We start from the raw sequence: 22736 nt of genomic DNA, 5'->3' as shown, positions 1-22736 counted from the left end.
ACAGCAACAACATGCCAAAGAACAGGAAAGAAGGTTTTCAACATGAGCCACATGCCCTTGGAATACAATCAGACAGGCTTTTCCTGGAAGAGCATCCGGGGAATCGCCCTGATGGGCGTCCTGATCGCCTTGAGCGCCGTTGGCGCCATGATCAAAATCCCCAGCCCCGTCGGCACGATCGGCCTCGACTCCTTCCCCGGATTTTTCGCCGCCCTGGCCCTTGGGGCGACAGGGGGGATGATCGTCATCACCCTCGGACACCTGCTGACCGCCATGGTTGTCGGTTTTCCGCTCACCCTGCCGGTTCATCTCTTTATCGCCGCGCAGATGGCCCTGTGGGCCTGGGTTTTTCGTTGGACAAAGGAGCGGTTCGGCCTGACGGCGGCGTTCATCGCCGGTGTGTTTCTGAACGGCGTCGTCTCCTCCTTGACGATGCTGCTCATGGGCGGCTGGGCCGCCGTCGTGGCCGTCATGCCCTTTCTGGTTGTCGGTTCCGCTGTCAATGTTGGCTTGGCGGCAGCGGCGTACCGAGGGGTAAAGGGAATGCGTCTCATGTAGATACGTAGATACAAAGAATCCAACCTCGGTGGAACCGCAGGCGCTTGACTGCGGTTCTTTATTTTTGTTGTCATCTTTGTCACTTCGCCCGATGGCTGGAATTGTGTTATGATGAAATGAAGGCAGCCCTTTGCCCAATGTTTGTCACAAAAATGTATACTTTAATATAGGAAGGTCGTGTATGAGAACCCTTGAACCCCTTTTATAAACTGATCCTGACGCCGCTTATCTGGGCGACCAACTTTGTGATGGGACGGCTGCTGGTCGTCGCCATCCCCGCCTTTGCCTTATCGAGCATCCGCTTCGTCATCGCCGCGGTGATCATGTTGCCGATGGCCCTCCGCACCTATCCCATCGAGCGCATCACCCGGCGTTCCTGGGGCTGGATCACCCTCATGGCCTTGTCAGGCGTCTGCCTTTTCAACACCGTTCTTTACCTGGGACTCCGCTATACCACATCGGTAAACGCCACGTTGATCAATGCGCTGAGCCCGATGGTCACGGCCATGCTCGTCTTTCTCATCGATCGTGAAAAATTACAGCGCACCCAAGCGGCCGGCATCATCCTGTCTGTGGCAGGCGTCGCTGTCGTGGCGGCCCAGGGATCGTGGGAACGGCTGACTCAGTTGTCCTTCAATCCCGGCGACCTGCTGGTGTTGCTGGCGACGGCCCTCTGGGCGCTCTATACAATCGCCGGGCGCAAGGCGGCGCAAGACGTGCCAGTCCTGGCGGCCACAGGCTACTCCTTCGCCATCGGCGCGCTGCTCCTGCTTCCCATGGGAATTTACGACTGGAACCTTTCCGCTGCCACCCGCCAACCAGCGGCGCCATGGATGTGGGGCGCTGCCGTATACCTCGGCCTTTTTGCGTCGGTCCTCGCCTTCTACTGGTGGAACCAGGCGGTCCAAGCCTATGGCGCCACCGTATCGTCCCTCTTTCAAAACCTGATCACCGTCTATGCCGCCGCCATCGCCTATTGGGGCTTGCAGGAACCCCTTTACGGCTACCATTGGTTGGGCGCAGCGCTCGTGTTCGGCGGCGCCCTGTTGGCTTCGGGCATCTTTCAAAGCAAGAAACGGGCCGACGGCGTTGCCGCCCCCTAATCGGCAAAAAAGGAGCCTCCGAGTGTCACTTCTCGGAGGCTCCTTTTTTGCCTGATTGTGAATACGCTGATACCCCGGGAGGGGTGGCTGTGAGGGGCAGTGTAAAATAAAAAGTGCTGCCTTTGCCGAGTTGACTCTCCAGGCCGATCTGCCCGCCGTGGCCGATCACGATCTGTTTGGCGATCGCCAGGCCGAGACCGGCGCCTTCCTCCTGGCGGGAACGGTCTGCCCGGTAAAAACGGTCAAATACCTGTGCCCGCGCCGCTTCGTCGATACCCGGACCGTTGTCGACCACACGGATTTGCAACGACACAGGCGTTTTCTGGGGCAGGGGGGCCTCATCGGGGTAGATAAAGCGAAAGCATAGCCGGATCGTTCCCCCTGGTGCGGTGTATTTCAGCGCATTGGAGATCAGGTTGTTCATCACCTGTTCGATGCGCATCGTGTCCACAGAGAGAAAAAGGGCGCCGGCGGCGGGAGAGGGCAGAGCCAGCGAAGATTCAAAACGGAAGCCCCGTTGCCGGATGTCGGCGCCAAAGCGGCGAACCAGATCGTCAGCCAACACATCCGGTTGGATCCGTTTCAGATCGAAAGCGGGCTGGCCGAACTCCAATTTCGACAGTTCAAAGAGGTCCTCGACGAGTTGGTTCACCAGCAGGACTTTTTCATAAACCATCTTCAGATTTTCCGGATCGGGCGCCACGATCCCGTCCAGCATGGCCCGAAGATACCCCTGAATCGAGGTCATCGGTGTGCCCAGTTCATGGGAGATGTCGGAGACGAGACGGCGGCGCGACTGCTCCAGGCGGTGCAAGCTCCCATTGGCCTCATTGATCTCATACTCCCGTTCCTTGAGCAACCGCCCCTGGATGTCGCTGATTTTAAAAATCTTTGCCGATACCTTCAGAAGTTTTTCGTATTCTGAAGTGAGGTCGGCAAAGGTCTGCCTCGCTTCGGGAGCGGAAATGTGGACAACCTCGGCCTTCGCTGAATTCAGCACCAGGGTTTCCCTACCGAATAGCGTATTGCCATCGCCATCCCTCGGCAACGTAGGCAACTCCTTCCTGTGGCCGTATCGCCGCAAAAAGCGTCAGCCGTTGAATTTATAGCCAAAACCGCGGATGTTCTGAATGCGCTCCGGCGCCGACGGGTCGGATTTGATCTTTTTGCGGATGTTGCTGACATGGGTCATGACGGTCCGGTAGTCGCCCACATCTTCATACCCCCAGATCCGCGTGTACAGCTCTTGGGCCGTAAAGACCTGATTGGGGTGTTGAGCCAGGAAGAAAAGAAGTTGCAATTCTTTGGCCGCCAGGGAGACGGGTTGGCGGCCGACAGTGACCCGGTAGTTGGCCAGGTCGATCTCCAGGTCGTCAAAGACCAGCAGGCGGGTCGGCGCCGGTTCTTCTGCATGAGAGACCCGCCGGAAGATGGGCGCCCGGCGCAGCTTGGCCTCCACCCGGGCCACGAGCACGTTTGGGTCGAAGGGCTTGGTGATATAGTCGTCACCGCCCAGTTTCAGCGCCTGGATGATGTGCTCCGCCTCCTTCATGCAACTCATGAAGAGGATCGGCACATTGGAACAGTCGCGGATCTCCTGGCAGATCTGGTAGCCGTCCATATCGGGCAGAAGGATATCCAACAGGAGCAGGTCAGGCTGTTCGGACTCAAAGAGACGCAGCGCCTCTGAACCTGTTTCCGCCGCCGCCGTGAGGTACCCATTTTTTTCAAGATAGAGGATCAACAGTTGGCGGATTTTCGCGTCATCTTCCACAATCAGGACTTTTTTCCCCTGCATTCTATCCCTCCCGTTTCTTCCTTTTGTCTAATAGTTCGACACAATTCGTCCTGCATCCTTTTCCCTTCGCGAGCGCTTGAATGACATATCCCCTTGTGTCAATCCTTTAGATCAACTTTAGGTACTTCGCCAAGATTTTAATCAACACCGGGGCTGCTTATTTTATAATGGAAACGCGCCGATCCGTTGGGAAGCAAAAGATGATAATATGGAACCGAATCTGCGTCAAGGGAGGCAGCAATATGAACGGCAACCGTATGATTGAACTGCAGCAGGCGCTTCGCAGTGAAAACGTGTTGATCAGCTTTTCCGGACGTTTCACCCAGGGGATCATTGAGGAACTGGGCGAAGCGGTGAAGAGCTACCTGGAAAACGAAAACCGGCCGAAGAATGACATCTTCAATATCTTCGCCATCTTTATCGAACAAACGCAGAACATCAAAAACTACATTACCGTCAAAGAAGGCGCTGACGTCTATGAGCGAGTGGCCAATTCTGGGATCATTGTCATCGGGAAGCGAATGGGAGGCACCTATGTCAGTTCCGGCAACCTGATCGAAATCGCTGACGCGCCGGTTTTGGCGGAGCGCATCGATCGGGTGAGCGCCCTGGACAAGTTGGAACTGAAAAAACTCTACAAGGAACAGATGAAAAAGGAACTGCCGCCCGGCAGCCTCGGCGCCGGCCTCGGTCTCATCGATATCGCCCGCAAAACCAGCGCCCCCTTGGAATACTCGATCATCCACATCGATGAGCGGTTTGCTTTCTTCACATTGACAGCCATCATATAGGGAGTGGAATTGCCATGGAGAAGCTCTTCATTGCCGGATCAAAAGGAACGCCGGAGGTTGACTTCGACCCGCAGCGACATATGTTGAAGTTATCCGGCCAGTCATACCCGGAAAACGCCTTTACCTTTTACGAGCCGGTCCTGCGGTGGGTCGATGCCTACCTGGACCAACTGACGGCTGAAGTCAACGTTGTCATCGACTTCAGTTTCCCCTACATCAACACGAGCAGTTCCAAGTGTGTCATGATGCTTCTGGAGAAGTTGGATGACGCCTTTAAGAAGGGGAAACGACTGTCACTGAACTGGTACTATGATGAGGATAATGACAGCGAATTGGAATGCGCCGAGGAGTTTAAGGAAGACGTGTCGATGCCCTTTCAGATCATCTCTCGGGAGAGGAAAGACGGACCGGGACGGTAGCAACCATCTCCCATGACTGGGGCACAGAGGCCCAGCGCAACGCTGTATGACAAAAGGGGCGCGATGACGATGGGGCTGGAGAAGGAAAAGGGCCTTCTTGAGGGAGGACGGAACGTTCTCTATGACCGTGGCGCGATGAAGGTCATCGTGCTGGCGACGGCCATGATCACCCTGGCCGTCCTGCTGACCGGCGTCATTGGCTATTCCATTACGAGAACCGGCGTCATCGACAAGTTGAAAACAAAGGACCTCCATTACATCGCCCGGTCCATGGCGGCCCGCATCGACGGGCGGCTGGAGCGGGCCACCGAGACGGCGCGCCTGCTTGCCAGCGATCCGACAGTGACGGAGTGGGTGGCGACAGGTGAACGGGATGATCAACTGGGCGATAAAGCGCGCCAAAAGCTGGTCGATATCGCTCGTGATCATGGTTATGTGAACACCTTCATCGTCAGCGCCCAATCGCGAAACTACTGGGGCGAGCAGGGGAAAATCATGCAGACGATGGATCCCCAGGATCCCTATGATCGCTGGTTCTTCGATTTTCTCGCCTCAAAGGCGCCGCTACAGGTCCATCTCGACTACAACAAGGCGCGACAGAACACCTACATATTCGTCAACGCCCGTATCGGCAGCGCAGCGAGAGCCTACGGTGTGGCGGGCGTCGGCCTCAGCCTGGAGGATCTGGCGCAGGAATTCCAGCAGTACCGGTTCAGCGCCGGAAGCCGTCTTTGGCTGGTTGACGAGAAGGGCGCCATCCACCTCTCCGACAGTTTGGAGTGCAACGGGAAAAACCTCGCTGATTATCTGCCCGATGCGATCGAGGAGAAGGTTTTGTTCAGCGCGAACGATCAGGGCGAAACGAGCGTGATGGAATACGTGGACGGCGCTGGAAATCGGTTGGACCTGATCAGCCAGCCGATCCGCGCCACCGGTTGGAAACTGGTTTTTCAGGTTCCTCGCGCCGAGAGCCTGGCGGTGCTGAACTCGATCCTGGTCAACATGTTTGTGACAGGGTTGCTTTCCGTCACCCTGATTTGCATTGTCTTTTACATCGTATCCCGGCGCATCGCTGACCCCTACCGGCGCGCCCTGGAGCTAAATGAAGAACTGGAGCGGATTGTGGGGGAGCGCACCCGGGAACTGTCTGAAAAAAACCGCAAGATCATGGACAGCATCGATTACGCCAAACGATTGCAGGATGCGGTGCTTCCGGCGCCATACGAACTGGGAGAACTGTTTGCGGAACACTTCCTGATCTGGCGCCCCCGCGATGTCGTGGGCGGCGACTTCCTCTGGATCCGCCGTTACAATGACGACGAGTGCATCGTCGCTGTCGGCGATTGCACGGGACACGGTGTCCCCGGCGCGTTAATGACGATGGCCGTCACCACGATGTTGAACCATATCGCCGATGAGCGAACGGATGAAGCTTTTCGAGAGGATCCCGCCGAAATCCTGCGGCGGTTGCACCAGGCTGTCCGGGAGACGATCCAGAAAAAAGCGGACGGGGAAACGCGCTATGACGGCCTTGACATTGGCCTCTGTTCGATCAAGGGAAGGCGTGTTGTCTTCGCCGGCGCCGGGATGGACCTCTACCAGTCTGGAGCTTCTACATCAGTGACCGTGATGAAGGGCGGCAGGAAGAGCATCGGCCACCCCCGCTTTGCATCGGATGATTCCATCGAAAACCGGGTGGTGGAGGTGGGAGAAGGCGACTTCCTTTACCTCACGACAGACGGCTATCTGGATCAAAACGGCGGCGTTCAGGACTACTCCTTCGGAAAACGACGCTTCAAAAACTTGATCGCCGGTCTTAGCGGCGTCGCCCTGCCGGCGCAGCAGGAGATATTCACCCAAACCCTTTCTGACTACATGGGGGAAGAAGCCCAGCGGGATGATATCACGGTGCTCGTCTTTACCCCGAGGGCCGCAAGGGATGTCTCGCCGAAGGGGGGAGGTAGAAAATGACCAAAGAAGAACAGGGCGGTTTTTTATTTGAACAGGAGAAACGGGTCCTCGAGGACGCCTTGCGACAACTGGCTGATCCTCGCCATGGCGACAACCCGCTGCTGTTCAAATACGAGGCGCTGGCGCAGAGTTATCAAAAACTGTTGAAAGAAACGAAAAAAGCCTTCTTGATCAGCGACATCCAGGGGACGATTTTAAAAGAGCGCGAAGAGAAGATCCGGACGCTGCTCGATAACTCCAACCAGGGCTTTCTGACCTTTGGTCGCGACCTGATCGTTCAGAAGGAGTACAGCGCCGAGTGCGCGCGCATTTTTGAAGAGAAAAAGATCGCCCGCGTCAATATTGTCGAACTGTTGACACCTCCCGGTTCGGAGGAGGGCCTGCGACTCGAGGGCATCTTTTGCGCCATTTTCGCTGCCGAAGACGAAGCAAGCCGAAACCGGCTCCTCCAACAGGTTCCTACCGGTTTGCGCATCGGAGTGCGGCATATTCAAGTGCAGGCCCGGTTGCTTGTCTCTCCGCCCGGCCGCCGGGAGGAGGATGTAATTCTCCTCATTCTGACCGATTTGACAGAGAAAAAAGAAGCCGATGCCAGACTGGCCTTTTTGAACACCCACGATAAACTGACGGGATTGTACAATCGCAACTACGCGGAGACCCTGCTGCCTTCCTTGATGACGGCCTCGCAATACCCTTTCAGCGTCATCGTGGCCGACGTTAACGGGCTGAAATTGACCAACGATGTCTTCGGTCATGAAACGGGCGACCGGCTGATTGCCAGCGCCGCCGCGATCCTCTTTGACTGCTGTTGCGAGGCAGGCATGGCCGCGCGCTGGGGCGGCGACGAGTTCCTGATTCTGCTGCCGCAGACCAACGCCGTCGCCTGCCAGGCCCTTTGCGACCAGATTTACGCGGCCTGCCGGCAAGCCGCGCCGGCGCCGATCGATCTCAGCATGGCCCTCGGGGGCGCCACAGCCGAGAAGCCGGTCGCATTCAGCGACCTCTTCCGGCTGGCTGAGAACCGGATGTACAGCAATAAACTGCCTGAGAGCCGCCGCGTCCTTCAGAACATTGTGCTGGGGCTGGAGGCGCTGCAGCGGGAGACCTGCTTCGAGATCGAGGGCCATGTGGAGCGGGTGCGCGAGATGGCCGCCGATTTTGCCGGTCGCCTCGGCATCGGCGTCCACTCGACAGAGATGCGCAACCTCATGTTGTTGGCCTCCCTTCATGACATCGGCAAGGTGGCCCTGCCCAAAGGGATCCTCGGCAAAGCGGGGCCGCTGACGCCGGAGGAATGGGAAGTCGTTCGCCAACACAGCGAGATCGGCTGCCGGATGGCCCAATCCATCGGTGAACCGGCGGTGGCCGAGGCGATCCTGGCCTTGCATGAGCGTTGGGATGGCTCCGGCTACCCCTATGGGCGCAAAGGCGAGGAGATCCCCCGCCTGGCTCGCATCCTGTCGATCGTCGATGTCTATGATGTGCTGACCCATGACCGGGTCTATGCCAGGGCGATCAGCCCGCAAGCGGCCCTCGACGAGTTGGAGCGGGGGTGTGGCAGCCTCTTCGATCCCGGACTCGTGCCGATTTTCATCGAGCATGCCGACTCGACGGCGCTCTTCGGTGTGACCGCGCCCTGACCGCCTGCATAGTATGATGGCAAAAAGGGAGCGAGACGACATGCCATCCACCAGCCCTCCGGCGCCCTACCCAGGCTATCCCTTCGTCACCTACCGCTATTACCCTACCCATATGTACACAGCGGTGTACGCCTTACCGGAGGCCTTGCGCCTGATCGTCGAGTCCGTGAAGGCCGAACGGGAAGATGACCTTTTCTATGATTACATGCTCAACGCCGCCCCACGGGATCAAAAGGACATCGTGGCGTCGATCCGCGATGACGAACGGAAACATGGGCGGATGCTGCGGGAGATTTACTGGCAGGTGACCGGTCAGGAAGCCCCTGCGGCGGCTGAGGCGACCTTCGAGCGGCCGATCAATTATTGCGAAGGCATCCGTAAAGCCCTGTTCGGCGAGTTGGGCGCTGTCGAACGCTACCGGAAGGTCCTCAATGGATTCGAATTTTTACCCTACCGCAACATGATCACCGAGATCTATACAGACGAACTGAGGCATGCATCCAAGTGGAATTATCTCTTTACGGTCAATTGTCGCTAGCAGATGCCCGGAAAAAGATTGAATGCCATAGGGATGCTCAGTATAATCGAAGTAGCAACCGGACAAGGTGTCAGAGGACGCCTTGAGAGGCCGAAGAAGGTCCGAGAAGGGGAAACCCTTCTGGGGCCTTTTCTGTTTTCTCGATCAGCCGATCCGGTCGACGACAAAAAATGGTCCAACGCAATACAGATTGATGGAGAAAGGAGTGATGGCGATGGCGATCAAAGTAGCCGTTGCCAGCAGTGACGGGAAACTGGTGAACCAGCACTTCGGACATGCCCGCCGGTTTTTGATCTTTGAGGTGGATGGACAAGGGTACCGTTTTATTGAGGACCGTCCCGTCGTTCCCCACTGTTCCTGTGATGGCGGACCGCCGCCGGCGGTAAAGACGGCCGTCGAGTCCCTTTCCGACTGCCGAGCCGTTTTGGTCACCATGATCGGCTACGGTCCCCAGGAAAAGCTGGCCGCCCAGGGCGTCCGGTCCATCATCAGCCACGACTTGATCAGTGATGCGTTGATGGGATTGGGCGACTGGCAAGACGACTCGCCTTCACCCTATTGAATCGAATCGATGGGCTATTGAACATTGGGATCGCGCTCTCGCTGAGGAGCGCTTTTTTTTTCGCCAAACATGGCATATACTCCTAAAAATAAATTGACAACCAATTTAATGTATGGTTAATTTTAGATAAATTGATGAATTGTGAAATACAATTCGTTCCCTAACCGTATAGTCTATGACGTTGCTTATCTATCGAAAGGAAGTGTCACATGGGAAAAACCATGGCGGAAAAAATCTTTCAAGCCCACAACGGTGGAAAGGAGGTTAAGACGGGCGAGATCGTCTTTGCCAATGTGGACCTTGTCATGGGAACGGATGCGACCGTACCGTTGGCGATTGGAGAGTTTGAGAAAATTGGGAAAGCAGTCTTTGACCCCGCCAAAGTCGTCCTCGTTCAAGACCATTTTGTGCCGGCGAGAGATACAAATACGGCAAATCTGTCCAATCAGATGAGGCAATTTGCGCGCAAACATGGGATCACCCACCACGTCGAAGTCGGACGGGGCGGGATCTGCCATCATTACGTACCCGATTCAGGCTTATGCAACCCAGGCGACTTGATCATCGGAGCTGACAGCCATACGACCACCTACGGCGCTTTCGGCGCCTTGGGCACCGGCGTCGGCAGCACCGATTTTGCCGCAGCGATGGCGACGGGACGACTCTGGTTCAAAGTGCCGCCAGCCATCAAGGTGGTGTTGACAGGCAAGAAAAAGAAATATGTGCAGGGAAAAGACATCATCTTAAAACTCATATCCATGATCGGTGTCGACGGCGCAGCCTACAAGTCCCTCGAATTTACGGGGCCCTCGTTGAAGCATCTGGATATGGCGGATCGGATCACCATCTGCAATATGGCCGTCGAGGCTGGAGCCAAGGCGGGAATTTTTGAAGTCGATGATGTCACCGCCGATTACTTTAAGAAATACCACAAGAAAAAGGACATCTTGCGGCTAAAGGCTGATGCAGACGCTGAGTATGTTCAGGAGATCCCGATCTCCATCTCCGATCTGGAGCCGCTTGTTGCCGAGCCCTACCTGCCGTCAAAGGTCAAAGGGGTGAAGGAACTTCAGGAGATCGCTGTCGATCAGGTCTTCATCGGTTCATGCACAAACGGAAGAATGGAAGATATGCGGCAGGCGGCCAAGATTTTGTCGAAACGGCGAGTACATCCCGATGTTCGCCTGATTGTCATCCCAGGAACCTACGCGATCCTGGAGGAGATGGCCGAAGAAGGCATCATGGAGACCTTTATCGCCGCAGGCGCTTCGGTTCAATCGCCCACATGCGGACCCTGCTGTGGCGGTCATACGGGGATCTTGGGCGATGATGAGGTGTGCCTTTCCACAAGCAATCGCAATTTCGTCGGCAGAATGGGTTCGCCCAGCAGCCGTGTCTATCTGGCCAATCCAGCGGTGGCAGCGGCTTCCGCCGTCGCAGGGAAAATCATCCATCCGGAGGACCTTTGCAATGAGTAATATTTTAATGGGAAGAGCGCTGCGATACGGCGATGACATTAATACAGACGTCATCATCCCCACAAAATACAGCAACACCACCGATCCCAAAGAACTGGGCAAGTATTGCCTGATCAACCTCGATCCTTTGTTCCAAGAGCGGAAACAACTGGGCGATATCTTGGTCGTGGGCAAGAACTTCGGATGCGGCAGTTCCAGGGAACATGCGCCCCTGGCCATCAAAGGCGCCGGTATTTCCTGTGTAATCGCCAACTCATTTGCGCGTATTTTTTTTCGAAACGCCATCGATATGGGGCTGCCTGTCATTGAATCTCCCGAAATCGTAGAAGAGACGACCGATTTGAACGATTTGGAGATCAACTTCGAAAGCTTCATCTGCAGAAATGTGTCCACCGGCAAGCAATACTCGATCCCACAGTATCCGGAAGTGATTCAAAAGATTTTTCTCGCGGGCGGCCTGATCAATTACCTTACGCGTTCGGAGTGAAAGGATAGGGAAGCGTGTCCGTAAATATCATCTATGATTGGAATGGGGCGGATTATTCAAGTCTTCATGAAAAAAAGTCAGTCTGTATTGTTGATGAAACGCTTCGCGATGGTATTCAGTCGCCCTCGATTTCGATGCCTGACGAGGAAGAGATGCAATCCCTCATATCGGTAATGGACGAAATCGGCATTGAATTTGCGACGATCGGCTACCCGGGCGCCTCCACAAAGGTCAAAGGGGCTGTCGAAAAGCTGATTGAGTACAAGCTCAATCAAGGACTCCAGATTGAGATGATCTGCGCGGGAAGAACCGTTGCGGCAGATATCCAGGCGATCATCGATGTCTCCCAAAACTGTGGCGTCGCCATCGACGCCAATCTATTCATCGGTTCCAGCCCCGTTCGGCAGTACGTCGAGGGCTGGGATTTGCAGTTCATACTGGAACATGTAAAAAAGGGCGTTCGATTTGCCGTTGAAAACGGCTTGCGTGTCTGTTTTTTAACGGAGGATACGACGCGGTCCAATCCTGAAGACTTAGGGCCGATTTTAGAAACGGCCATTGAAAACGGCGCATACCGGATCGGGATCTGTGACACCGTCGGACATAGCACGCCCCAAGGGGTGCAGTCTATACTGAAATTCGCCCGAGAAGTCGTGAAAAAGAGCAATCCCGATGTTTTGATCGATTGGCATGGTCATAACGATCGAGGGCTCGCGCTGGTGAATGCGCTGGTCGCCGTCGAATGCGGCGCTGACCGCATCCACGCGACGGCCCTCGGCATCGGTGAACGGGTGGGCAATACCAGTATCGAACAACTGTTAGTCAATCTAAAACTGATGGGCTACCCAGGGAAAAACCTCAAACTCTTACGCCGGTATGCCGAGTTGGTGTCCGCCTCTTTTAAATTCCCAATCCCGAGCAACCAACCGATATTCGGTCTTGACGCTTACCGGACGGGGACTGGGGTCCATGCCTCGGCGATCATCAAAGCGGAGGAATCGGGCCAATCGGACCTGGCCGACCTCGTCTACACCTCTGTTCCGGCAAGAGAATTGGGTTTTGAACAAATCATTGAGGTCGGCCCCATGTGCGGCAAATCGAACGTCGTCTATTGGCTGAAAAAAAGAGGCATCGCCTGTGACGACACATTGGTAACAGACATCTTCGAAGAGATAAAACGGAAGAAAACGGTCTTAACGGACAGGGAGATTAAAGGGATCATCAACAGGCACGTCACAGGGTAACGAGGAGGCTATACAGAAAAATAGGCAAAAGGTAAAACTGGCTGAAGAAGCACGCACTTCTTCAGCCAGTTTTTGTTATCTTCTTATCTCTTGAATTATAAAAAAAAGTCAACAGTAACACAATTCGACAATTTGCGTGCAGAGCCTGTGTTAAAATTCGGACATAGCGGTATTGTCTTTCCAGTGCGTTAAAGCAAGGGAGGTTTTTTATGAAAAGCATTAAAGCGAAGTTGATTCTCTTCTTCTTTTTAAGCATGACCGTCGCTATCGGCAGTATCGCCGGCATCGTATACATGAAAGCGAAGGATGTCTTTTTAACTCAGCTGAAGCAGTCGATGATGACTCAGTCCGAAGTCGTGGCCAATAACATAGGCAGTTGGCTTGATGATACTGAAAAATACCTTGAGACGTTAGGCCTTTCTCCCATTCGCACGTTAAGTCCGGAACAGGTAGAACCGTACCTCAAATCCGAGTTAAAACGGAATAAGGATCTTTTTGCATTGCTTTACGGTACGCCAGACGGCAAGTCTACAGTGGCCACCGTTTCTCCGACCAACGTGTCCGATCGCGACTATTTTCAAAAGGCCATGAAGACAGGGAAAATAGCCATGTCTTCGCCTGTCATCTCCAAGAGCTTGGGCAAACCTGTCATCAACTTCAACTATCCGATTCAAGAAAATGGGAAAATCATCGGCTGGGCAGGCGGCGGCATCACACTGGATCGGATATCGGAACAGATCGCCTCCTATAAAATCGGCCAGAACGGATACGCCTTTTTGCTTGATAATAACGGAACGGTGATCGCCCATCCGAATAAAGAACTCAATATGAAGGTCAACTATCTGAAGGACGAAGGCGTCAATCAACCTTTAAAAGATTTGAGCAAGCAAATTGTGGGCGGCGAGCCGGGGGTTGCCCTCTATCGGGATGAATCCAACCAAGAGCATTTTGTCGCATTCCGTCCCGTGCCTGGCGCTGATTGGTCTGTTGCCGTTTCGTTGCCTGCGTCAGAAGTGTTGGGTCCCTTGAACGCCATGATGGCTACCTTTCTATGGGTGACCTTGTTGCTGTTGGCGCTGGTGGCAGCGACGACCTATTACTTCTCCAACCGCTTTACAGAGCCCATCCTGCAGCTCCGTGACCATGCGACGCAGATTTCCCAGGGAGATCTGAGCCACAATTTCGAACAGATGGAAACGCAACAAGACGAGGTGGGAGAGCTGGCCAAGGCCTTCAAGGAAATGATGGCCAATCTGCGTGAAGTGATCTGCAACGTCCAAGAACACGCCACCCAGGTGAGCGGATACTCGAAAAAAATGGTGGAAAGCAGTGTCCAAACCGTTAAAGCCACCCAGCAAATCGCCATCACCTCCCAGGAGGTCGCCCTCGGCGCCCATGATACGGTGCAGCGAACCATAAAATCCTCGGAGAGCAATCAGCGATTGGCCCTTTCGATCCGACTGGTAACGGAACGCACGGAAGCGGCGGCAAGAAGAGTGAATGATGCATTCAAGTACGCCGAAGATGGGCGAGAAACGCTGGAGCGTGTCAATCACCAGATGCGCACCATACAGAGTTCCGTCAATGAATCATCGGAAGTGGTGAAAAATCTGGGTCAGCGTTCACAGGCGATCGGCCAAATCGTAGAGGTCATCTCGAATATCGCCTCACAAACAAACATGCTGGCCTTGAACGCAGCGATTGAAGCGGCCCGGGCGGGAGAACAGGGCAGGGGATTCGCCGTTGTCGCTGATGAGGTGCGAAAACTGGCGGAGCAATCCGGTGCGGCGGCCAATGAGATTCGTCACCTGATTGAGGAGATCCAGGTCAGAACACAAGAGGCCGTCCGAACCATGGCCTCAGGCACATCGACGGTGGAGGAAGGTTCCAAAATTGTTGTGGACGTCAACCGCTTCTTCGAAGCGATTGTGGAGTCGATCAACAACGTATTGACCGACACGAAACAAGCCCTTTCGGCGGTCAAAGAGATCGCCCAAAATGGAGACCAGATCGCTGATGAGATCGAGGCCATCAAAGACATCGCGCAGCGGTCGTCGGCAGGTACGGAAAACGTGGCTGCGGCCACGCAAGAGCAGGTTGCCATCATGGAAGAAATTCAGAATTTCGCCGGCAACTTGGGAGATATGTCCGAACGATTGGCGAAATTGGTTCATCGTTTCCAAGTGTAAAATGCAAAGAAAAAACAATCCCTGTCCATTTGGATGGGGATTGTTTTTCTGTGCGCCTATCGAGAGGTAATTTATAGGGACAAATTTTCTTCCTGTTCTTGACAAAGGATCGAGCGACTCGGATCGCTCATCAGATATACCCAGACCGCATTGACGAAGAGGAGCGCGCTTGTCGCAAAAAAGACATAGGGAATGCCGAGATGGGCTGCGATCATACCGCCCAGGGTTGGCCCTGAGATGCTGCCGATGTAAAATGCAGAGTGGTTGTAGCCGAAAATCCGTCCCGCCACATAATCGGGGACGTTTCGCCGAACGATCGAATTAATCGCCGGAGGCAATCCCGCCAAGGCAGCGCCGGCGAGAAACCGCACGCCGATCAACTGCCAGGGATCTTTTACGAAGGCTTGGGGAACGTAGAAGATCGCCGCAGCGACCAAACCGCCGAGCAAAACGGCTCTGGGTCCGATTCGATCCGATAGCTTTCCAAAGTATGGCGCAAACAGAAAGGTAGCGATGCCGCTGCTGGAGACAACAGCGCCTGCGATCATGGCCAGATGGCCGGCATCTTCTTGTAACTCGTTGACGTAAACCGTCACCACCGGTTCAATGGTGAGATTGGCGGCGGTCAAGATAAAGTTGGAGAAGAACATGGCCCAGATCAGTCGTCGATCCGTCACCGCTTCCCAGACCTGTCTATTCGACAGTATCGCTTTATTGGTCGGTTTGTGATTTTCTTGGATGAAGAGCAGGGTCACGATGAAAGCAACGAAGATCAAAGCGCCAGTGACAATATAGACATGGCGCATGCCGATGATCTCGACCAGGGCGCCTCCGATCAGGGGGCCCAAAAGAGTTCCGCCGATGGTGCCGGAAGATAAGGTGCCGAGAGCCCAACCGGAAGAATCTTTCGGCGTTTGCGTAGCCACAACGGTGATGGCCGCCGACACATACCCCGAAACAGCGCCCATCAATAGTCGAAGGCCTAAAAACTGATAGACATCACCGACAAAACCTTGTAGTGTCATGATAATGGCCATACCGAGACTTGCTCGCAACAACATCGGTTTTCGCCCGAACCGATCCGTCAAGGCGCCCCAAAGGGGGGTTGCAAAGGCGCAGACGAGATAAGGCGCTCCAAAAGTGATGCCAGACCAGATCTCGATTTCCGCAATATCATGGACACCCAACTGCTCCACATATAGAGGGATAAAGGGAAGCACCAGATTCATCCCGGCTGCGATGACGAAGCAACCGAACCAACAGACCAATAAGACCCGTTTCCATGAAACCATGACCTTTCATCAATCCTTTTGAATCATTATTATTATCAGCAATAAATGTTAGACGAATTGAATGAAACTCCTTCCATGGAAATATATTCACCAAAATAAATATTTCCACAAGGGAATAACTTCTTTCGAAAGGCTTTTGATCGTCATATTTGCAATATAGGAATATTGGTTTTTCTGAAGAAAATGAGTTCTAGGGATAACTTCTGTATAAAGGGGGGGCAATATGAAACTGAATCGTACTGTACGAACAGCCGTGCTCTTGTCCTTGGCGTTGATTTTTCAACAGATCAAAGTCCAGTGGGTGGCGGGACCGGCGGTCAATGCGCTCCTGATCATCGCCGCTGGATATAATGGACTCGCCTATGCTGTTGTCCTTGGTTGCCTAACGCCGCTGCTCGCTTTTTTGACGGGGACGATGCCGCTCTTGATCGCAGTGCCTGTCATCGCAGCCGGCAACAGCATCTTCTGCGCAGGCTATTCACTGCTGAGCAAGCGGAGCGCTCCAGCGGGGATCGCTGCCGGCGCATTGCTGAAATTTGCTGTGATGGCGACGGCAGTCCATTGGGTGATCCAGGCGCCGCCGGCTGTCGCCAATGCCCTTTCGCTCCCGCAGCTATTTACGGCGCTCGCCGGTGGCATGGTCGGACTGCTGGTGCTTCGTTATTTGCCCAAAGAGGAATGAATTGTTTTGCCAGAAACCGTACAGGATCCGCTTCATTTCTGGTAAAATGACGAAGACGGTTCGACCTTTAGAATGCAACAAGAGGAGGAGCAATCGTCAACGGAAAGATAAACCGAATATATAGCTACGGGGGCGCAAAAGTTGACTGCACAACGAATCGCAAAAGCCGCCGCCTTGATCATGGTGCTCACCTTGCTGGGCAGAGCCATCGGACTTGTTCGGGAGATGTTCGTAGGCGCCAAATTCGGCGCCGAAGTTCTTGGGCCCTTTGTGGTTGCCTTCAACCTGCCGAACATCGTAGGCATCACCTTGACGGGCGCCTTTAGCGCGGCTTTTATCCCGCTTTTCACGGCTGAGTTGGAAAAAGGCCACCGGGACGCCGCTTGGCGACTGGCCAGCGCCGTTTTGAACACCGTGCTGTTGGGGATTTCCCTGTTGGCCGGCCTTGGGATGGTCTTCTCCCGGCAGGTGGCTGTTCTGTTGGCCACCGATTTTTCGCCGCCATTGCTCGATCTGACGGGGGAACTGCTCTTCATCTTATTCCCCACCTTGATCTTGTCGTCCCTGGGCGGTGTGACGATGGCCATGCTCAGTTCCCTGAACCGCTACTTCGTCTCCTCCATTGGCCCGCTCCTGTCCAGCTTGGTCGTTATCGCCTCCATTTTTTTGTTGGCCCCACGTTGGGGCATCCATGGATTGGCGTGGGGGACCACCCTTGGGGCCTTATTATCCTTTGTCGTCATGATCCCGAGCTTATTGAAGGAAGGTTTTCAGTACTACCCCACGCTGGGCTTGAATAATCCCCTCGTCCGGCGGCTCTGGATGATGATTCTGCCGGTGCTGTTCGGTGTCGGTGTGAGCCAGATCCACATCCTGATCGACAGCAACATGGCGGCGTCCATCTCCGAAGAGAGCGTCGTGGCGCTCAAATACGCCAACACGGTTGCCCAGCTTCCCATGGGCGTCTTTGTCTCAGCCGTTGCCATACCCTTGTTGCCGGCGCTGTCGGCGATGCTGGCTGTCGGCGATCAGGAGGGGTTTAAAAACACCCTGGCCCGGGGGGTCAGCTATTACGCGTTGATCCTGTTGCCGATCATGGTCGTGACCATGCTCCTGAGCGATCCGATCATCCAGGTGCTCTTCCAACGGGATAAGTTTGACGCCTCGCGGGCGGCGATGACGGCCTTCGCCCTCGTATTTTACGGCCTCGGCTTTTTTCCCTCCGCTGTCCGGGATTTGTACACCCGTGGTTTTTACTCCCTCCATGACACGGCCACGCCGGTCAAAATCGGGGCGTTGACCGTGTTCATCCACGTGGGGATGAACCTCCTCTTTATTCCCTGGCTCTCTCATGGCGGTCTGGCGCTGGCCACGTCGATTTCCAACGCTTTGAATATGGTGATCCTGGGTTGGCTGCTCTACCGGCGGGTGGGCGGCTGGTCCTTCCGGACCCAGTGGAATGTGCTCTACCGGGCGGCGATCGCCGCAACGCTGATGGGAGTCGTACTGGCATTCAGCTTTTCCCGCCTGATCGCCCTCTTTCCCGGAGGCGGCTGGTGGGCGACGGTCCTCTCCATGATCTTGGCCGGAATAGCTGCCGCCCTCGTCTATGGTGGAACCCTCTTGGCGCTCGGCACGCCGGAGGTGCGCGAATTTGCCGATAAAATCCTCTCAAAAATCAAGGCGCCCCGCAGTGCTCCTCCTGCCATGGGCCTGCCGAAAAACGATGGAGAGTGAGCGTCGTTGACGCCATCGGACGAGTGGAAGGCATTGGGTAAATAGATGATCGCAATCGCAGATGGATAAATGAGGTTGTTCAGGGAGAACCGGCGCGTAGGCGCCGGTTTTTTTATGGAATGCCGGTACTGTCGTTGGCGCCGGAGACCCTTGCAGCGATTGGGGTAACAGCCGGCAGCAACCACCATATTTTGGTAGTATACAAAACTGCCATCGGAGGTATTGCCCGTGAACGAATGGAACGTTGGCGCCATCGTCGCAGCGACAGGGGGAGAGCTCTTGTCCGGGCGTCCGGAGGATCCGGTTCGCTATGTTTGTGAGCGGTTGGCCGATTGCGGAAAGGGGGATGTCCTGATCCCGCTGGTCAATCTGGCCGATCCGGCGGGATACGCCGTCCGAGCGGCCGGCAAAAGAGTAGGCGCGCTGGTGCTCCCGGCTCGGGCGGCTTCTGCGGCAGCCAATGCCGGTGTGCCTGTGATCGGCGCGGCTTCCGTGCGGGACGCCTATTTCAAATTGGTCAAGGCCTACCGCCGGCGCTGCAAGGCGCGCATCGTGGCGGTGACCGGATCGGCCGGAAAAACAACAACCAAAGAGATGCTTGCCGCTGTGCTGGCTGAAGCCGGCGAGGTGCAAAAAAACTGGCGAAACTACAACGGCCCCTACGGGATCGGGTATACCCTCTTCCGACTTCGTCCACGCCATGCCTTCGGCGTAGTCGAAGTCGGCGCCTACATCCCCAACAGTATTGATTTCGGCAGCCGGTTGGCGGCGCCGGAGATCGGTGTGATCACCTGTATCGGTCTGGGCCATGCCAAAGATCTCGGGGGAAGAGAGGGTGTGCGCCGGGAAAAGGAAAAATTGCTGAAACACCTCCCGGAAAAAGGGCTTCTCGTTTTAAACGGCGATGATCCAGGCTGCCGCAGCCTAGAACTGACACGCTGTAAGGCGCCTGTTCGCTGGGTGGGGCTGGAGCGCGAGATGAGCGCTCTCTCCCTGTGGGCCGAGCGCATCCAGGTGCACCGCAACGGAACCCGCTTTCAACTCTGTGGGTTAGAGCGGGAGGTAGAGGTGGAACTGCCCGGATTTTACGGACGTCCAGCCGTGATCGACGCGTTGCTGGTTGCGGCAGTCGCTGACCATGTGGGTCTTTCGCCGGAGGCGATCGCCAAGGGATTCACAAAGGTGCAGCAGACACCGGGGCGTTTTTCTCCGATTCATCTGCCGGGGAGGCGGTTGCTCATCGATGCCACCTATAACGCCAACCCCCATTCCATGTCAGCCTCATTAGAAAGCGCAGCGAGGCTGGCGGAAGAAGGGAAACGCTTGGCGATCGTGGGAACAATGAGCAGCCTTGGCGAGGAAGCGCCTGCGCAGCATCGATCGATCGGCAAGTTGGCGGCAGAGCTTGGCTTTGGCCTGATCGCCTTGGGGCAGTATGCGAAAACCATGGCAGAGGGGGCTACGGAAGCCGGCGGAAGGGTCCTTTACGCCTCTGAAAAGTGGGAAAAGGGAAATGTCGTTGAACTGGCCCTGAAGGAACTGCCGGAAGAAGGGGTGCTGCTGGTCAAAGCCTCCCATAGCGTAGAACTGGAAATCGTGGCCGATGCCATCGAAAAAGAGGCGGCTCGCCAATCTGGGCTGGTTCCGCCTCTGGCGAAGTTCGAGATCACCCGCAACTTCGGCTTTCAACGGCATCCGATCACCCGAGAGTGGGCGGCTCACGAGGGGATCGATCTCTTTGCCCGGCGGGGAACGGCGATCGTGGCGGCATCTGCCGGCACGGTCAACAAGGTTGAACTGGGCCATCCGATTTACGGACATCACCTGGAGATCGATCACGGTGATGGCATCGTGACAGGCTACGCCCATCTCCACAAGGTCTACGTTCAGGTGGGTGATAGGGTGGCGCAGGATCAGCCCATCGCTGAGGTCGGCAGCAGCGGACGGACAACAGGGCCGCACCTGCATTATGAGGTTCGCTTTGACGGGAAAGCGGTGGATCCCTACTACTATGTGATACGGTAAAACACGCCGTTTATATCAGTCAGAAAAAACCGGGCGCCCTCCGAATCGAGGGGGGATTCTCGGTTTCTTTGTTTGGTCGGTAAGGGAGCGATAGCAATGAGGATGAGGCGGTTACACTAACCTGGGGAAGGGTTACCGGATCTCTTGCTAGAATATGGGGTGAACGCAGGATTTGTTGCTCGAGATGGAGAATGAATGAACGAATACAAATCGGCAGGATTGGTGTTCGGGAGGTAGCATGGGATTTTTAGAAACGGTTATGGAAGGAACGAAGATCGGCGGCGCCCTTCGCCGACTGGAGGACCTGGAAGAGTTGATCGGCCACCCCAAGATCCGCACCATCTTTTTGCTCGGCGGTGACGTCAACCACCTGCCCAACGCGATCAAACGCATCCGGGCGGCCCAGAAAAATGTGTTGGCCCACATCGATCTGATCGAAGGGATTGGAAAGGACAAGGCTGGCATCCATCTGCTCAAGCGGATGGGCGTTCATGGCATCGTCACCACCAAGTCCAATCTGGTCAAACTCGCCGTAGAGGAAGGCCTCTGGGTTGTCCAACGTGTCTTCATTGTCGATTCTGAGTCGATCAAGACGGCCATTCGCGTCGCCGGCGATGTCAAGCCCAGCGCCGTCGAAATCCTGCCGGCCACAGTTCCCCGTTTCGTTATTCAGGACTTAAAAAAAGCCCTCGGCGTCCCCGTTCTCGCCGGCGGGCTGTTGCGCACCGAGGCGGATGTGCGGGATGCCTTTGAAAAAGGGATCGACGCCGTATCGACGAGCTTGCGCCACCTCTGGTTCTGTTCATAACATTTTTTTAAAGAACAGCAGGATTTTCGAACGGCATATCGAATGTTATAACATGCAACATGCGCAAAGATGCAAAGACCCAGAGGCGACCAATGTCCGCAGCAGCAGCAGTGGTCCTTTGCTCAGCGCGTCAGACAAGTTGATCAGTGGGTTGGGAGTTTACAGAGAACCCCCCGAGAACGCATCGATAGGATGCTTTTCGGGGGTTCTTTTTCTAAGGGGGGGAGGTAAGCCGGAAAAGCGACGCCAGTGAACCGAGTCAGTAAATTTATAATAATTCTAATTTTTCAGCAGGAATTTGTCCGTAGATGAAGAATGTTATAACTAAGAACAATTTGATATCGGGTTAGGAGTAAAAGAGTTAACCCCCGAAGAGACATCGAATTGATGTTGAATTGGGGGTTATCCGTTTCTTACTCACTAGACCCGGGCTTTGGAGTTCAGGAGACGGCCGCGTAGACGCTCGAACCTTTCGCGCGATGTTTGTGGTCGTGATATTTTACGCAAGGAAGGGAGTGATCTGCAAAAAGCGGCCACCTCCGATTGCTCCGGATCATACCGGCAAGGGGGATGATGGCGATTCAAGCGATGAAGAATCATTTGGGGCAAGCGGCAAGTGACAAGCCGGCGCGTCGAATCCGCTGGTTGCATGCCAAAAAGCAGAAGGAAAAACAGTACGAGGAGGACAAGTTATGTCGCCGTTTACAGCAGAACTTATCGGTACAATGATCCTCATTCTCCTTGGTGACGGTGTCGTCGCCGGGGTGTTGCTCAACAAATCGAAAGGCCAGAACGCTGGCTGGATCGTCATCACTGTCGCCTGGGGTCTCGCCGTATTGATCGCGGCCTTCAGCGTCGGTTCCTACAGCGGCGCCCACCTGAACCCCGCATTGACCATCGGTCTCGCCGCCATCGGCAAATTCCCCTGGGCGCAAGTACCCAGCTACATCGCCGCCCAGATGATCGGCGCTTTCCTCGGCGCTGTGCTCGTCTACCTGGCCTACCTGCCCCACTGGAAAGAAACGAACGACGCCGATGCCAAGTTGGGCATCTTCTGCACCGGCCCGGCTATCCGCAGCTATGGCGCGAACGTCGTCACTGAAGTGATCGCTACCGCCATGCTGGTCCTGGGCATCCTCGCCCTCGGCGCCAACAAGATGGCTGACGGCGTCGGCACCATCTCTGTCGGCCTGCTGATCGTCGTCCTGGGTATGTCCCTCGGCGGCCCCACCGGTTACGCTCTGAACCCCGCCCGCGACCTGGGTCCTCGTATCGCTCACGCCGTTCTGCCGATTCCCGGCAAGCGGGACTCTGACTGGGCCTACTCCTGGGTTCCCATCGTCGGTCCCGTCATCGGCGCAGTTGTCGGCGCTTTCTTCTACGTCACCTTCTTCGGCGCCTAAGCAACCCTGTG

At 55.3% G+C, this 22736-nt stretch carries 20 protein-coding genes; 17 read left to right on the top strand and 3 right to left on the bottom strand.

What is annotated here, in order from left to right:
* Positions 1-42: 42 nt before the first annotated feature.
* Together GTO89_RS06680 and GTO89_RS06675 are read left to right on the top strand one after the other, a co-directional pair.
* On the top strand, positions 43-558 hold the full coding sequence (locus GTO89_RS06680; protein WP_161261278.1) for an ECF transporter S component: 516 nt from the start codon (positions 43-45) through the stop codon (positions 556-558).
* A 191-nt stretch (positions 559-749) separates the two neighbouring features.
* Positions 750-1661 carry a DMT family transporter gene (locus GTO89_RS06675; RefSeq protein ID WP_161261277.1) on the top strand — a complete coding sequence of 304 codons (912 nt, stop codon included), beginning with the start codon at positions 750-752 and terminating at the stop codon, positions 1659-1661.
* Between the two features lie 25 nt (positions 1662-1686).
* On the opposite strand, the gene GTO89_RS06670 is transcribed toward GTO89_RS06675, so the two are convergent.
* Both GTO89_RS06670 and GTO89_RS06665 read right to left on the bottom strand, forming a co-directional pair.
* Positions 1687-2709, bottom strand: coding sequence for a sensor histidine kinase (locus GTO89_RS06670; RefSeq protein ID WP_161261276.1), 1023 nt, complete (start codon positions 2707-2709; stop codon positions 1687-1689).
* A gap of 42 nt (positions 2710-2751) precedes the next feature.
* Positions 2752-3459, bottom strand: coding sequence for a response regulator transcription factor (locus tag GTO89_RS06665; protein ID WP_161261275.1), 708 nt, complete (start codon positions 3457-3459; stop codon positions 2752-2754).
* Positions 3460-3701: 242 nt separating this feature from the next.
* On the opposite strand from GTO89_RS06665, the gene GTO89_RS06660 reads away from it, so the two are divergent.
* From GTO89_RS06660 to GTO89_RS06615, 10 genes are all read left to right on the top strand, one after another.
* Positions 3702-4250, top strand: a complete 549-nt coding sequence (locus tag GTO89_RS06660) for a SiaB family protein kinase (protein ID WP_161261274.1) — start codon at positions 3702-3704, stop codon at positions 4248-4250.
* Between the two features lie 14 nt (positions 4251-4264).
* Positions 4265-4669: a DUF1987 domain-containing protein gene (locus GTO89_RS06655; RefSeq protein ID WP_161261273.1), complete on the top strand. Its 405-nt coding sequence runs from the start codon at positions 4265-4267 to the stop codon at positions 4667-4669.
* A 69-nt stretch (positions 4670-4738) separates the two neighbouring features.
* Positions 4739-6640 carry a SpoIIE family protein phosphatase gene (locus tag GTO89_RS06650; RefSeq protein WP_161261272.1) on the top strand — a complete coding sequence of 634 codons (1902 nt, stop codon included), beginning with the start codon at positions 4739-4741 and terminating at the stop codon, positions 6638-6640.
* Positions 6637-8280: a bifunctional diguanylate cyclase/phosphohydrolase gene (locus GTO89_RS06645; RefSeq protein WP_161261271.1), complete on the top strand. Its 1644-nt coding sequence runs from the start codon at positions 6637-6639 to the stop codon at positions 8278-8280. The genes GTO89_RS06650 and GTO89_RS06645 overlap by 4 nt, the downstream gene beginning before the upstream one ends.
* A 40-nt stretch (positions 8281-8320) precedes the next feature.
* Positions 8321-8818 carry a ferritin-like domain-containing protein gene (locus GTO89_RS06640; RefSeq protein ID WP_161261270.1) on the top strand — a complete coding sequence of 166 codons (498 nt, stop codon included), beginning with the start codon at positions 8321-8323 and terminating at the stop codon, positions 8816-8818.
* A 214-nt stretch (positions 8819-9032) separates the two neighbouring features.
* On the top strand, positions 9033-9380 hold the full coding sequence (locus tag GTO89_RS06635) for a NifB/NifX family molybdenum-iron cluster-binding protein (RefSeq protein ID WP_161261269.1): 348 nt from the start codon (positions 9033-9035) through the stop codon (positions 9378-9380).
* 209 nt (positions 9381-9589) lie between these two features.
* Positions 9590-10858, top strand: a complete 1269-nt coding sequence (locus tag GTO89_RS06630) for a 3-isopropylmalate dehydratase large subunit (RefSeq protein ID WP_161261268.1) — start codon at positions 9590-9592, stop codon at positions 10856-10858.
* The gene (locus GTO89_RS06625; RefSeq protein WP_161261267.1) at positions 10851-11345 is read left to right on the top strand and encodes a 3-isopropylmalate dehydratase small subunit; all 495 of its coding nucleotides are present in this window, start codon (positions 10851-10853) and stop codon (positions 11343-11345) included. The genes GTO89_RS06630 and GTO89_RS06625 overlap by 8 nt, the downstream gene beginning before the upstream one ends.
* A gap of 14 nt (positions 11346-11359) precedes the next feature.
* A complete protein-coding gene (locus GTO89_RS06620; protein ID WP_161261266.1) occupies positions 11360-12589 on the top strand; it encodes a LeuA family protein in 1230 nt (409 codons plus the stop codon).
* Positions 12590-12798: 209 nt separating this feature from the next.
* The gene (locus GTO89_RS06615; RefSeq protein WP_161261265.1) at positions 12799-14778 is read left to right on the top strand and encodes a methyl-accepting chemotaxis protein; all 1980 of its coding nucleotides are present in this window, start codon (positions 12799-12801) and stop codon (positions 14776-14778) included.
* A gap of 71 nt (positions 14779-14849) precedes the next feature.
* Here GTO89_RS06615 and GTO89_RS06610 read toward each other — a convergent pair whose 3' ends face one another.
* Positions 14850-16070: a multidrug efflux MFS transporter gene (locus GTO89_RS06610; protein ID WP_161261264.1), complete on the bottom strand. Its 1221-nt coding sequence runs from the start codon at positions 16068-16070 to the stop codon at positions 14850-14852.
* 223 nt (positions 16071-16293) lie between these two features.
* Here GTO89_RS06610 and GTO89_RS06605 point away from each other — a divergent pair, with 223 nt between their 5' ends.
* The 5 genes from GTO89_RS06605 to GTO89_RS06585 all read left to right on the top strand — a co-directional run bounded on the left by GTO89_RS06605 (position 16294) and on the right by GTO89_RS06585 (position 22725).
* Positions 16294-16752 (top strand): ECF transporter S component, encoded by a 459-nt coding sequence (locus tag GTO89_RS06605; RefSeq protein ID WP_161261263.1) that lies wholly within the window; start codon positions 16294-16296, stop codon positions 16750-16752.
* 141 nt (positions 16753-16893) lie between these two features.
* The gene (gene murJ / locus GTO89_RS06600) at positions 16894-18489 is read left to right on the top strand and encodes a murein biosynthesis integral membrane protein MurJ (protein ID WP_161261262.1); all 1596 of its coding nucleotides are present in this window, start codon (positions 16894-16896) and stop codon (positions 18487-18489) included.
* A 228-nt stretch (positions 18490-18717) separates the two neighbouring features.
* A complete protein-coding gene (locus tag GTO89_RS06595) occupies positions 18718-20514 on the top strand; it encodes a peptidoglycan DD-metalloendopeptidase family protein (protein WP_161261261.1) in 1797 nt (598 codons plus the stop codon).
* A gap of 238 nt (positions 20515-20752) precedes the next feature.
* The gene (locus tag GTO89_RS06590; RefSeq protein WP_161261260.1) at positions 20753-21322 is read left to right on the top strand and encodes a glycerol-3-phosphate responsive antiterminator; all 570 of its coding nucleotides are present in this window, start codon (positions 20753-20755) and stop codon (positions 21320-21322) included.
* 692 nt (positions 21323-22014) lie between these two features.
* Positions 22015-22725: an MIP/aquaporin family protein gene (locus GTO89_RS06585; RefSeq protein ID WP_161261259.1), complete on the top strand. Its 711-nt coding sequence runs from the start codon at positions 22015-22017 to the stop codon at positions 22723-22725.
* The last annotated feature ends 11 nt before the right edge of the window (positions 22726-22736 follow it).

The organism is Heliomicrobium gestii (genome assembly GCF_009877435.1).
Classification (GTDB): Bacteria; Bacillota; Desulfitobacteriia; order Heliobacteriales; family Heliobacteriaceae; genus Heliomicrobium; species Heliomicrobium gestii.
This window is presented reverse-complemented; position numbering and strand designations above follow the sequence as displayed.